We start from the raw sequence: 12312 nt of genomic DNA on the forward strand, positions 1-12312 counted from the left end.
CCGCACCGTCACACCACCGCACCGCGCTCGACCGCACCCCCTCCTGCCGTACCCGCATTTCTTCCGCTGCGGAAATAAATACCGCAGCCCTGCCCGAGGAGTACCCATGGCCACCGCCACCCAGACCGCACCCCCCACCGCGTCCACCGTTACGAAGATCGGCGGCCGTATCGGCGCCGAGATCGGCGGCGTGCGGCTCGGCGGGGACCTCGCCCCCGAGACCGTCGCCGAGGTCCGCGCCGCGTTCCTCGCCCACAAGGTCGTCTTCTTCCGCGGCCAGGACCACCTCGACGAGGCGGGCCACGAAGCCTTCGCCCAGCTGCTCGGCGCCCCGGTCGCGCACCCCACCGTCCCCTCCGCCGACGGGCGCTACGCCCTCGGCATCGACTCCCACCACGGCGCCCGCGCCAACCAGTGGCACACCGACGTCACCTTCGTCCCCGCCTACCCCGCCTTCTCCATCCTGCGGGCCGTCACCATCCCCCCGTACGGCGGCAACACCCTGTGGGCGAACACCGCGACCGCCTACTCCCACCTCCCGGCGCCGCTCCGCGCCCTCGCCGACAGCCTGCGCGCCGTCCACTCCAACGCCTACGACTACGCAGCCCTGCGGCCCGACGCGCTTCCCGAGGCGCTGGCCGAGTACCGCGAGGTGTTCACCTCCACCGAGTTCCTCACCGAGCACCCGGTGGTCCGCGTCCACCCCGAGACCGGCGAACGCACCCTGCTGCTCGGCAACTTCGTGCAGCGGATCAGCGGGCTGACCGGCCGCGACTCCCGCGCCCTCCAGGACCTCTTCCAGTCGCACATCGAAAGTCCCGAGAACACCGTCCGCTGGCAGTGGCGCGAGGGCGACGTCGCCATCTGGGACAACCGCGCCACCCAGCACTACGGCGTGGACGACTCCGACGAGCACGAGCGCACCCTGCGCCGGGTCACCGTCGACGGTGACGTCCCGGTCGGCCCCGACGGGGTCCCCTCCCGGCTGATCAGCCCGGAGAGCGTTCCGGACCCTGCCTTCGGCATCGCCTCCGGCGCCTCCACCACGGCGCCCGAAGCCGCCTGACCGCCGCTTGCGGCCCGGCCGGGCGGCTTCGGGCCTACCGGCCTAGCGCCTCCCGGCCTACCGCTTCCCGGCCTACCGCCTGCCGGCCAACCGGCCGGCCCGGCCCCCGGCCGTCCGGGCCCTGCACGTCTGAGCGGCCCCCCGGCCGTCCGCCCGGCCCCGTCCGCCCGGACCTTGCACGTCCGAGCGGCCGGCCGGCCGGCTGTCCGCCGGGCCCGGCTGCCGCGGCTGTTGCCCTCCCCGCGGCGGCCCGCCCGCGCCCCGCCTCCGTACGCCTTCCAAGGAGCCCCCGTGCCCCGCTTGCTCGCCATCACCGGAAGCCCCTCCGCCCACTCCCGCACCGCTGTCGTCGCCGACCACGTCCTGCGCCGCCTCTCCCACGCCGGGTTCGAGGCCTCGCACCTGTCCGTGCGCGAACTGCCCGCCGCCGACCTCCTCTCGGCCCGCCGCGGCGAGCCGGAGATCCGCCGGGCGCTGGAAGCCGTCGCCGCCGCCGACGGGATCGTCGTCGCGACCCCGGTCTACAAGGCCTCCTACACGGGACTCCTCAAGGCCTTCCTCGACCTGCTGCCGCAGGACGGCCTCGCCGGGAAGACCGTCCTGCCCCTGGTCACCGGCGGCAGCCTGGCCCACGTCCTGGCCATCGACTACGCGCTGCGCCCCGTGCTCGCCGCGCTCGGTGCCCGGCACGTCACGGCCGGCCGGTTCGTCCTGGACTCCTCCGTGGAGCGCGGCGCCGGCCCCGACCGGCTGCGGCCCGAGGCCGAACTCGACCTCTTCCAGGCCGTCGACGAGTTCGCCGAGGCCCTGCGCGCCGTCCCGCTCCCCGCGCTCACCGCGACCCCCTAGCCCACCGTCCCCGCCCCAACCCCCGGCCCCGTACGCACCGACAAGGAACCGCCATGCCCGCAGCCTTCACCCCGACCACCACCTCCCGACGCCAGTTCCTCGCCCTGCTCGGCATCTCGGCGGCCGCGGTGAGCTGCGGCACGGCCACCGCCGGCGGATCCGGTTCCGGATCCGGCAAGCAGGTCACCACCCTCAAGTACCAGGGCGGAGTGGGCGCCGTGACGCTGCCCGAACTCGCCGCCGACCTCGGATACCTGGGGAACCTCAGCCTGGAGTGGGTCGGCAACACCATCAGCGGCCCGCAGGACATCCAGTCCGCCGCCACCGGACAGACCCACTTCGGCGGGGCCTTCAACGGTGCGGTCGTCAAACTCGCCGCGGGCAACGCACCCGTCAAGGCCGTCATCTCGTACTACGGCTCCGACAAGGACACCAACCTGGGCTACTACGTCCTGGAGGACAGTCCGCTGCGTTCGGCCCGCGACCTCATCGGCAAGAAGGTCGGCATGAACACCCTGGGCGCCCACGCCCAGGCCCTCCTGGACATCTACCTCGGCCGCGGGGGCCTCTCCCGCGCCGAGTCCGACAAGGTCGAAGCCCTCGTCGTACCGCCCGTCAACACGGAGCAGTCGCTGCGGCAGAAGCAGATCGAGGTCGGCGTCCTCAGCGGGGTGCTGCGCGACAAGGCCGTCGCGGCCGGCGGCATCCGGCCCCTGTTCAGCGACTTCGACCTGCTGGGCGCCTTCAGCGGCGGCACGTACGTGATGACCCAGCGCTTCATCAAGGAGAACCCGGACACCGTACGCACTTTCGTGACGGGCGTCGGCAAGGCCATCGACTGGTCCCGCAGCACGCCCCGCGAAGAGGTCATCGCCCGGATGACGGAGATCGTCAAGAAGCGGGGCCGCAACGAGGACACCTCGACCCTCCAGTACTGGCGCTCGTACGGGGTCGCCGCACCGTCCGGACGGATCGAGGAGAAGGAGTTCCAGCTCTGGATCGACTGGCTCGCGGAGCGCGGCGAGATCAAGAAGGGCCGGCTGCAGGCCGCCGACCTGTTCACCAACGAGTTCAACGGCAGCGGAAAGGGCTGAAGCCCCCATGGCGAAGATCGTGTTCGAGTCGGTCACCAAGACCTTCCCGACGAAGGACAAGAAGGTCACCGGGGAGTTCACCGCCCTCGACGGCATCGACCTGGAGATACAGTCCGGCGAGTTCCTGGTGGTCGTGGGACCCAGCGGGTGCGGCAAGTCCACCCTCCTGGACCTCCTCGGGGGCCTCACCCGGCCCACCTCCGGACGGATCCTGCTCGACGGCAGACCCGTCACGGGGCCGGGCCTGGACCGGGGCATCGTCTTCCAGCAGTACGCCCTGCTGCCCTGGCGCACCGCCCTCGGCAACGTCGAGTTCGGCCTGGAGGCGACCGGGGTGCCCCGGCGGCAGCGGGCCGCCAAGGCACGGGAGTTCCTGGACCTGGTCGGCCTGACCGGTTTCGAGGACCGGTATCCGCACGAGTTGTCGGGCGGCATGCGCCAGCGGGTCGCCATCGCCCGCTCGCTGGCCTACGACCCGGACGTCCTGCTGATGGACGAGCCGTTCGCGGCCCTCGACGCACAGACCCGCGAGTCCCTCCAGGACGAGCTGCGCCGCATCTGGCAGCGCACCGGCAAGACCGTCGTCTTCATCACGCACGGCATCGAGGAAGCCGTGTACCTCGGGCAGAAGGTCGCCGTCATCACCTCCCGCCCCGGCCGCATCAAGGAGGTCGTCCCCATCTCCTTCGACGACCGGGGACCCGGGCTCCAGGGCGAAGACCTGCGCTCCAGCCCGGAGTTCGCCCGCTACCGCCACGAGATCTGGACCCTGCTCCACGACGAGGTGGCCCGCGCCCAGCAACTGGAGAAGGAAGAGGCCTCGGTATGACGATCCGAACCGAAACCCCCGTAACCGCCGCCGGAGCGGTCGCGGCCGGCGCACCGGCTGCCGCACTGGCTGCCGCTCCGGCTGCCGCGGCCGCACCGACGGTCGCACCGGCGGTCTCCCCGGCAGCCGTGCCCGCCGCCGCGTCGGTCGGTGCTCCCGCCGCGGTGTCGGTTGCCGCGCCTGCTGCCGCGCCCGCTGCCGTGCCCGCCGAGGAGCGGAAGCCGCGCCGGAGCAGGCGGGCCCGGGCGAGCGCCCCCGCCCGGACCACATCCTCGGCGGCGGCGACCGTACTGCGCCTGCTGCGCGCCGCCCTGCTCCGGTCGGCTGCGGTCCTCGGCCTCCTCGCGCTGTGGGAGACCGCGCCGCGCCTCCACCTGGTCGACGCCACCTTCCTGCCGCCGGTCAGCGAAGTCGCCGTCGCCTGGTGGGAGCTGCTCGGCGACGGCCAGCTCGGCGAGCACGTCGGCGCCAGCCTCACCCGCTCCTTCGGGGGCTTCGCCATCGCGGTGGTCGTGGCGGTGCCCCTCGGCCTGCTGATCGGCTGGTACCGGCCGGTCGCGGCGTTCCTCGGCCCGCTGCTGGAGCTGTTCCGCAACACCGCGGCCCTCGCCCTGCTGCCGGTCTTCGTCCTGCTGCTCGGCATCGGCGAGACCTCCAAGGTCTCGATCGTGGTCTACGCCTGCGTCTGGCCCATCCTGCTGAACACCATCAGCGCGGTCGGCAACGCCGATCCCACGCTCGTGCGGCTGGCCCGCTCGATGGACCTGTCCACGCCGCGCCTGTTCCAGAAGGTGATCCTGCCCGCCTCCGTGCCGACGATCTTCACCGGCATCCGGCTGGCCGGCGCCGTGTCCATCCTCGTCCTGGTGGCCGCCGAGATGATCGGGGCGAAGGCGGGCCTCGGCTACCTGATCAACGCCTCGCAGTTCAACTTCGCCATCCCGCAGATGTACGCGGGAATCGTCACGATCTCCGCGATCGGCGTGGCCTTCAACCAGATCCTGGTCGCCGTCGAACGCCGCCTCAGCCTCTGGCGCGTACCGGCCTGAGCGCCGCGCACCCCGCTTCCTCAGCTCCTCCCGCCCGTACCCGCCCTCCGCCCGTACCCGCCCTCCGCCCGTGCCCGCCCTCCGCCCGTACGGCGCCCCCGTACGCGCCCGCACGCAGCCCGTTCGCACCCCGTACGCACCGCACGCACCCCAAGGACCCGACATGACTGCTCCCCGGACCCTCCACCTCAACGCCTTCCTGATGAACGCAGGGCACCACGACGCGGCCTGGCGCCACCCGGACAGCAGCCCCGAGCGCGTCACCGACCTGCGGTACTTCCAGGAGCTGGCCCGCACCGCCGAGCGCGGACGGCTCGACTCCATCTTCTTCGCCGACGGGCTCGCGCTCTGGGGCAAGGCCCGCTACAACGCCCTCGGCGGCTTCGAACCGCTGACGCTGCTCTCCGCCATCGCCGCCGTCACCGAGCACATCGGGCTCATCGCCACCGTCTCCACCACCTTCAACGAGCCCTTCCACACCGCCCGCAAGTTCGCCTCGCTCGACCACATCAGCGGCGGCCGGGCCGGCTGGAACATCGTCACCTCCGGCACCGTCGACGAAGCCCGCAACTTCAACCGCGACGAGCACCTCGCCCACGCCGTGCGCTACGAGCGGGCCCGAGAGTTCCTGGAGGTCGCCACCAAGCTCTGGGACAGCTGGGAGGACGACGCAATCGTCCTCGACAAGGAGCACGGCATCTACGCCGACACCGACAGGCTGCACCCGGCCGCCCACCGCGGGAAGCACTTCCAGGTCGCCGGCCCGCTCAACGTGCCGCGTTCCCCGCAGGGCCACCCGCTGCTCGTGCAGGCCGGCTCCTCGGAGGACGGCAAGGAGTTCGCCGCCCAGTACGCCGAGGCGGTGTTCACCGCCCAGCAGACCCTGGCCGACGGTCAGACCTTCTACAAGGACCTCAAGTCCCGTCTGGCCAAGTACGGCCGCACCGAAGGGGACCTGCTCGTCCTGCCCGGCATCGCCCCCGTCATCGGATCCACCGAAGCCGAGGCGAAGGCTTTGGAGCAGCAGCTGACCGACCTCCAGGTGCCGGAGTACGGGCTCGCCCAGCTCTCCGGCATGCTCGGCACCGACCTCACGGGACTTCCCCTGGACGGCCCGCTGCCCGACCTCCCCGAGGAGCGGGACATCAACGGCAACAAGAGCCGCTTCACCCTCGTCGCGGAACTGGCCCGGCGCGACGGCCTGACCCTGCGCCAGCTCATCGCCCGGCTCGGCGCGGGCCGCGGACACCGGGTTTTCGCCGGCACCCCCGAGCAGATCGCCGACCAGCTGCAGGAGTGGTTCACCCAGGGCGCCGCCGACGGGTTCAACATCATGGCGCCCGTCCTGCCCACCGGGCTGACCGACTTCGTCGACCACGTCGTGCCGATCCTGCAGCGGCGCGGGCTCTTCCGCACCGAGTACACCGGCCGGACCCTCCGGGAGAACTACGGCCTGCCCCGGCCCGCCAACCGCCATGCGGCGGCCGCCCAAGGCGCCTGACCGATCGGGCGCGGGGCGGGATCGGACCCGTCCGCGCCCGTGGCCTGCCTGCCCCGGCCGGCCGGGCAGGACGCGGCGGGGCAGATCGTCAGACGTTAAGGTCGTCACACCGGCACACCGGCACACCGGCACACCGGCGGACGGTCGGACGGTCGGACGGTCGGACGTTCGGGCAGACAGGCGGTCAGACCGTCAGACCGTCAGACCGTCAGCACGATCTTTCCGCGGGTGCGGCCCGCGGCGCTGAGCTCCCAGGCCTTCGCCGCCTCCGCGAGCGGCAGGGCGTGCGCGATGTTCACGGTGAGCCGGCCCGTGTCCGCGAGGTCGGCCAGGAAGGTGAGGTCAGCGGTGTCGGGGCGGACCCACAGCTGGTGCGCGCCCTGGGCCGCGGCCTCGTGGTCGGCGATGGAGACGACCCGTTCGCGCTGCTTGACCAGGGACTGGAGGAGTCCGATGACGCCGTCCCCGTGGAAGTCGAGGGCCGCGTCGACGCCTTCGGGTGCCAGCGCGCGGATGCGGTCGGCCATGCCCTCGCCGTAGAGGACGGGTTCGGCGCCGAGGGAGCGGAGGTAGTCGTGGTTGTGGGCGCCCGCGGTGCCGATGACGCGCAGGCCGAGGGCGACGGCGATCTGGACGCCGAAGGAGCCGGTGCCGCCGGCCGCCGAGTGGATGACGACGCTCTCGCCGGCCTTGAGGCCCGCGCGCGTGAGCGACTGGTAGGCGGTGAGCCCGGCCAACGGGAGGCCCGCGGCCTGTTCGAAGGTCAGCTCGCGGGGCTTGCGGGCGAGGGTGCGGACGGGGGCGCTGACCAGTTCGGCGTAGGTGCCGAGCTCGACCCACTCCTTGCGGACGTAGCCGTAGACCTCGTCGCCCACGGCGTAGTCGAAGGTGTCCTCGCCGACGGCTTCCACGACACCGGCGACGTCCCAGCCGGGTATGACGGGGTAGCGCACCTCCAGGATCGGGTCGAGGTATCCGGCGGCGACCTTCCAGTCCACCGGGTTGACCCCGGCGGCGCGGACGCGGACGAGTACCTCGCCCGGTCCGACCTTGGGTCGGGGGACCTCAACGAGCGCCAGGTTCGCGGGAGTTCCATAAGCGTTGTACGTGATGGCCTTCATGATCGACACCAACCGGGGCCGGCCGGCGGCTATTCCGTCTCCCACGGAATTCCCGGGGGTTCAGGCCGGCAGGGTGTTGCGGTGCGAGCGGCGGCGGGCCGCACTGAAGAGGGCCTGGATCTGCGCGCCGGACTGCTCCACGTCGTCAAGCGGGCAGGGGAATGCCAGCCGCACATCGCGGTGGCCGCGGCGCTCCTCCAGGCGCAGGGTGAGCCCGTACCGGTCCATCGCGACCGGCAGCGCGCGGAGCACCGTGGCGCTGGGTACGGGCCGGACCAGGCGCAGCAGCAGGGTGACGAGGTCGGGGTGGTCGTCGAGGAGGTGCGTCAGCATGCCGGCCTCGTAGGGGGCGAGGGGGTCGGGGCGCGCCTCGTCCAGCTCTTCGAGGCCGACGTACGCGACGCCCTCCGCGGTCTCCAGGACCGCCCGGCCGAATTCCATGCACGTGCTGTCGGGGGAACCGGTGCTCGGGGCGTCGAAGCCGGTGGCACCGGCGAAGCCGGGCGCGGCGTGCGGGTACGGGGTGAGCAGCCGTCCGAGGAGGGTCACCCGGGCGCGCACCCGGTCGCGTACGGGGGTGGGGGCGATGTCGGTGAACTCCAGCCGGATCGAGGGGAGGTCCCGACCGTTGCCGTCCGGTGCGGCGGGGTGCAGGTGCAGCCGGCCCAGCGGGTCGGCGCCGTCGAGGTGGCGCACCTCCGAGCGCAGCCCGTCGGCGAGCACGGTCATGGAGTGGGCGGCTGCCAGGACCGACCGGACCCGCTCGGCGTCGGTGGGCCGGTCGGCGGGCGCGGGGTGGGCGGCAGGGTTGGCAGGGCTGGCAGGGCTGGCAGGGGCACCGGGCATGCGCATGCGGATCTCTCCGTAATCCCGAGGAGTGACTTGGTTAGGTATGCCTAACCTAACTCACTTCGCTTCTGCGGTGTACCCGGTCCCGCCTCGTGTCGTTGTTGGGCTGAACGGGTGAAACGGGGGAGGATGGGGGGATGCACATGAAGCGCACGGCCGAGGCGGCCCGGTGAGCAGGTACGACGTCACCGACGAACAGTGGGAGGGGCTCGCGCAGGTGGTACCCCTGCGCAGTCGCAACGAATGGCCCTCCCGGGTGGACCACCGCACGATTCCCACGGCGCCGGTGGCGGCCGCTGCGGAACAGCGGCGCTTCGTGGTGATCCGGGTCCAGATCTTCGCGGACGCCCGGGAGGTGGCCGAGTACCTGATCGCCCAGATCCCGGTGCTGCTCGACCTCACGGGTGCGGACACCGAAGTGGCCAAGCGCATCCTGGACTTCAGCAGCGGGGTCGTCTTCGGCCTGGGCAGCGGGATGCACCGGGTGGACCGCAACGTGTTCCTGCTGGCGCCCGTCGGAACCGAGGTCGAGGGGATCGCCGCCGCAGCTGTCCCCCGATCGTAGGAAGGTGACGGGGGCGGAACGGTTCGGCGGGCTCCCGGGGGGTCCGGCGGCCCGTACCGTCCGGCCCATGGAAGCCTCCCCCCTGAGCGCGCCGCCGGCAGGCCGCGCCACCGCGTCAGCCGTTGCCGCCGCGTCCGTCTCCCCCTCCACCTCCACCTCCACCTCCCCTTCCTCCGCCGCTGTCGGTTCCGGCGCCGGCCCCGGCGGCTTAGCCGCAGCGGCGGCCCTCGTGCCTGCGCAACGGCAGTCGCAGCCCCGGCCCGTCGTCACCGAGCTGCGGCTGTCCGCCTTCGGCCCGCACCGCGCCGCCGTCTTCCCGCTCGGGCCCGTCACCCTGTTCGGCGGCCCCAGCGGCAGCGGCAAGTCCCGGCTGCTGGCTGCCTACGAGGCCCTGGCCGAACTGGGCTCCGGGGCCACGCTGGAGGAGGCCTTCCCGGACGCGGCCGCCTGCATCCCGGACCGGGCGGCCCCCGACGCCGACCGGCGGCGCGGCTTCCGTATCGGCTGCACGGTCGACGGCCCCGCCGGGCCGGTCCGGCTGGACCTGGCGGTTCAGGCCGAGCCCTCGCTGCGGATCGTCGGCGAACGCCTCACCCAGGACGGCCAGATCCTGCTGAGCACGGCCCTGCGCGACCCGGGCCGGCGCTCCGTCCAGGCCGCCTGGCTGACCGGCGGCTCCACCGGTGTCACCCGGGCCCCGCTGCCCGACGACCGGCTCGGCACGGCCCTGCTGCCGCTCCGGGTGGCCGGGTCCACGGCGGGGCAGCGGCAGGTGCTCGCCGCCGCCGAGCAGGTGGTGGTGGCCCTGCGCTCGGTGTTCTCCTGCGACCCGCAGCCCGGCCGGATGCGCGCCCCCGTCCCGCTCGGGGAGGGCCGGCTGCTGCGCGACTGCGCCAATCTGGCCGACGTACTGCGCCGGACCCGTCACGAGTGCGGTACGCGGCACGCCCTGCTGACCGAAGCGGCCCGGACCGGCTGCGCGGGCCCGGTCGCCGGGCTGGGTGTGCGGGGCGAGGCGGACGGTCCGGTCACGGCGCTGCTCGACCGCGGTCCCGACCGGCCCGCCACGGAGCTCGGGCGGCTCGGCGGCGGCGAACTCCGTTTCCTCGCCCTGTCCTTGGTGCTGCTGACCGGGCCCGGAGTGCTGGCGATGGATCCCGCCGCGGAACTGCTCTCGGCGCAGCAGACGCTGACCGTGCTCGCCGACGGGCTCGACCGCGAACTGGACCGGCGGCAGGCCGCCGAACTGCTGAGGCTGGCGGTGCTGTCCTGTAGCCGGGGCCATGTCCGGCTGGTCGCGTCCGTGGGGGAGGTGACCGCGGACCTCGCCCGTGGGATCCCGGGCCTCGCGATGGTAGACCTGACCCCATGAGCGACATGGGTGACGCGGGTGACGCGGGTGACGCGAATGGGCCGCAGGACCGGGCGGCGGACGAGGGGCGGACCGAGGGAGGGGACGAGGGAGGGGGCGAGCGGCTGCGGCAACTCCAGCGCAGGCTGGTCGAGTTCGCGACGGTCCGCGGCTGGGGGCCCTACCACACGCCGAAGAACCTGGCGGTGGCGCTGAGCGTCGAGGCGTCCGAGCTGGTGGAGATCTTCCAGTGGCTGACGCCGGAACAGTCGGCGAAGGTGATGGAGGAGCCCCGGAGCGCGCACCGGGTGGCCGACGAGGTAGCCGACGTGCTCGCCTACCTGCTGCAGTTCTGTGAGGTGCTGGGGGTGGATGTGCTGGATGCGCTCGCCGCGAAGATCGAGAGGAACGAGCTCCGCTTCCCGGTTCCGGGCAAGCCGACGGGTGATCGTCACTCTTCGGAGTGACGGGCTCGTCCACAATCACGTTTCTGTCCACAATTTCCGAATACCCCTGGCTTTACTGGCCCATTGCCCTCACTCTGGGTAGTGGTGAGATTGGCAGGATGTCGTGCGGACGGGGGACGGCATATGGATGCGGTACGGCTTATCGCGGCCGGCCGGCACGCGCTGGCACAGAGCGGGGCGGCATGGGACATCGTGGGGGAGGCCTGGCAGGCCCAGGCTCTCGCACAGGGGATGGGAGGGTGGTTGGCGGTCACCGGACCGCCGGAGCTGAGACCCGAGGCCAGAGGCCTGGGCGAGGCGGGAGGCAGGGGGTGCGGTGTGCTCGACCGCGCTGCCCTGCGCGGAGAGGGCGTCACGCCCGAACACCCGCCGCGGGCGGCGCAGCTGACCGGCGTGGCGGACGTCCGCCAGGCGCTGCTCGGGCTGCAGGCGCTGCTGGGTGAAGTGGGCATAGCGCTGGTCGGGGTGGCGTGCGGGACCGACGAAGAGGGCCTGTACTGGCAGTGCATAGAGTCCATCGACGCGGCCGACGAGTCGAGCGACCGGGTCAGGGCCCTCCTGCGCCGCCTGACGGTCCGCGAACGCGGCTCAGCCTCCGGGGTGACCTGACGGGCGGGCGTCTCGGGGGGCGAGCCGGGAGACGGCTGGGTCCCGGGGGCCGGCGTGCGGGTGGTCGGCGGCCGGGGCCGGTGTGTGGGTTCGGGGGCCGGTGGGTGGTTTGGGCTGCGGGCTGGGGCCGGGGGCCAGCGTGCTGGTGGTCGGTGGTCGGTGGTCGGTGGTCGGTTGCCGGGAGCGGGGAGCGGGGAGCCGCGGGGTACGGGGGCCTCGGCCAGATCGCGACGGGGGAGGGGTGCGCGGCCTTGCCCGTAGGGCGGCGGACATCCCCCGGGCCCTGCGGGAGGCGCCGGTCGTTCTCGTTGCGGCAGCGGCAGCGGCAGCGGCAGCGGGTGGGGGTGGGCCGGGCCTGCTGGTGCGGACGGTGCCTGTGCCGTCCGGCGGTCGGCCGTGGACGGCTCCACGGCCCGGGCCGGTTCCCGCCGGTCGCGGCGGCGAGCCCGGTCCGCCGCCCGGTCGGGGCTACCGGAGCGGCCCCCGGACCCGGACCCGTACGGTCACAGCGGGCGGTGGGGCGGGCGTTCGCTCCCGGTGGTGTGCAGGTCCGCGGTCGGGGGCCTGCCGGCGGACGGGCGGTCCGCGGAGGATTGGAGGTCGGCGTCGAGCTGCGAGAGGTCGGCGTTCAGCGCCGCCATCAGCTCCTCCATCTGCTGTAGCAGGCCCTTCGGCGCGCCGTGCAAGGCCGGGTCGGGCGCCGCGGCGTCCTGCCCTGCGTGCCCGGGTGCTGCCTGCCCGGTGGGTCCGGTCGGTCGGGGGGTCTGCGGCACGGCCTCGTGGGACATGGCGGCCTTCTCGGTCCTGGCCCTCCCGGTACGGAAGGGGGCGGTGGACGCACGGGCGGAGGGCCGCCGGCGCGCGGGCCGGGCGGTCCGGCTCCGTCCGAGCAACGATCCCCCTCCGGGGTGGTCACTGGCCGGGCCGCGGGCGCGCTGTCCCGTTGACGCAGATTCACCCTG

At 73.3% G+C, this 12312-nt stretch carries 13 protein-coding genes; 10 read left to right on the forward strand and 3 right to left on the reverse strand.

The genetic code is table 11. The features are described from left to right. The first annotated feature begins 106 nt into the window (after window positions 1-106). From ACLJTM_RS30700 to ACLJTM_RS30725, 6 genes are all read left to right on the forward strand, one after another. Window positions 107-1066: a TauD/TfdA dioxygenase family protein gene (locus ACLJTM_RS30700; RefSeq protein WP_411107037.1), complete on the forward strand. Its 960-nt coding sequence runs from the start codon at window positions 107-109 to the stop codon at window positions 1064-1066. Window positions 1067-1357: 291 nt separating this feature from the next. Then, complete coding sequence (gene ssuE, locus ACLJTM_RS30705; RefSeq protein WP_411107038.1) at window positions 1358-1915, forward strand: NADPH-dependent FMN reductase; 558 nt, start codon at window positions 1358-1360, stop codon at window positions 1913-1915. 53 nt (window positions 1916-1968) lie between these two features. After that, window positions 1969-3009: an ABC transporter substrate-binding protein gene (locus tag ACLJTM_RS30710; RefSeq protein WP_411107039.1), complete on the forward strand. Its 1041-nt coding sequence runs from the start codon at window positions 1969-1971 to the stop codon at window positions 3007-3009. A 7-nt stretch (window positions 3010-3016) separates the two neighbouring features. Continuing rightward, a complete protein-coding gene (locus ACLJTM_RS30715) occupies window positions 3017-3838 on the forward strand; it encodes an ABC transporter ATP-binding protein (protein WP_411107040.1) in 822 nt (273 codons plus the stop codon). Beyond that, complete coding sequence (locus ACLJTM_RS30720; protein WP_411107041.1) at window positions 3835-4887, forward strand: ABC transporter permease; 1053 nt, start codon at window positions 3835-3837, stop codon at window positions 4885-4887. The genes ACLJTM_RS30715 and ACLJTM_RS30720 overlap by 4 nt, the downstream gene beginning before the upstream one ends. Before the next feature lie 163 nt (window positions 4888-5050). Continuing rightward, window positions 5051-6388 (forward strand): LLM class flavin-dependent oxidoreductase, encoded by a 1338-nt coding sequence (locus ACLJTM_RS30725; RefSeq protein ID WP_411107042.1) that lies wholly within the window; start codon window positions 5051-5053, stop codon window positions 6386-6388. Between the two features lie 200 nt (window positions 6389-6588). On the opposite strand, the gene ACLJTM_RS30730 is transcribed toward ACLJTM_RS30725, so the two are convergent. Further along, window positions 6589-7509 carry an NADP-dependent oxidoreductase gene (locus ACLJTM_RS30730; protein ID WP_411107043.1) on the reverse strand — a complete coding sequence of 307 codons (921 nt, stop codon included), beginning with the start codon at window positions 7507-7509 and terminating at the stop codon, window positions 6589-6591. A 60-nt stretch (window positions 7510-7569) separates the two neighbouring features. Continuing rightward, window positions 7570-8355 (reverse strand): DUF2470 domain-containing protein, encoded by a 786-nt coding sequence (locus ACLJTM_RS30735; protein ID WP_411107216.1) that lies wholly within the window; start codon window positions 8353-8355, stop codon window positions 7570-7572. Between the two features lie 172 nt (window positions 8356-8527). Between ACLJTM_RS30735 and ACLJTM_RS30740 the strand changes: the two genes are divergently transcribed. The 4 genes from ACLJTM_RS30740 to ACLJTM_RS30755 all read left to right on the forward strand — a co-directional run bounded on the left by ACLJTM_RS30740 (window position 8528) and on the right by ACLJTM_RS30755 (window position 11350). Beyond that, the gene (locus tag ACLJTM_RS30740; RefSeq protein ID WP_411107044.1) at window positions 8528-8923 is read left to right on the forward strand and encodes a cell division protein SepF; all 396 of its coding nucleotides are present in this window, start codon (window positions 8528-8530) and stop codon (window positions 8921-8923) included. A gap of 67 nt (window positions 8924-8990) precedes the next feature. Then, window positions 8991-10295: an ATP-binding protein gene (locus ACLJTM_RS30745; RefSeq protein ID WP_411107045.1), complete on the forward strand. Its 1305-nt coding sequence runs from the start codon at window positions 8991-8993 to the stop codon at window positions 10293-10295. 104 nt (window positions 10296-10399) lie between these two features. Further along, entirely contained in the window at window positions 10400-10741 is a 342-nt protein-coding gene (locus tag ACLJTM_RS30750) for a nucleotide pyrophosphohydrolase (protein WP_411107217.1), read from the forward strand. Window positions 10742-10864: 123 nt separating this feature from the next. Next, entirely contained in the window at window positions 10865-11350 is a 486-nt protein-coding gene (locus tag ACLJTM_RS30755; protein ID WP_411107046.1) for a DUF6099 family protein, read from the forward strand. Between the two features lie 503 nt (window positions 11351-11853). On the opposite strand, the gene ACLJTM_RS30760 is transcribed toward ACLJTM_RS30755, so the two are convergent. Further along, window positions 11854-12138 carry a hypothetical protein gene (locus ACLJTM_RS30760; RefSeq protein WP_411107047.1) on the reverse strand — a complete coding sequence of 95 codons (285 nt, stop codon included), beginning with the start codon at window positions 12136-12138 and terminating at the stop codon, window positions 11854-11856. Window positions 12139-12312 lie beyond the last annotated feature (174 nt).

Source organism: Streptomyces sp. cmx-4-9 (genome assembly GCF_046548835.1).
Lineage (GTDB): Bacteria > Actinomycetota > Actinomycetes > Streptomycetales > Streptomycetaceae > Streptomyces.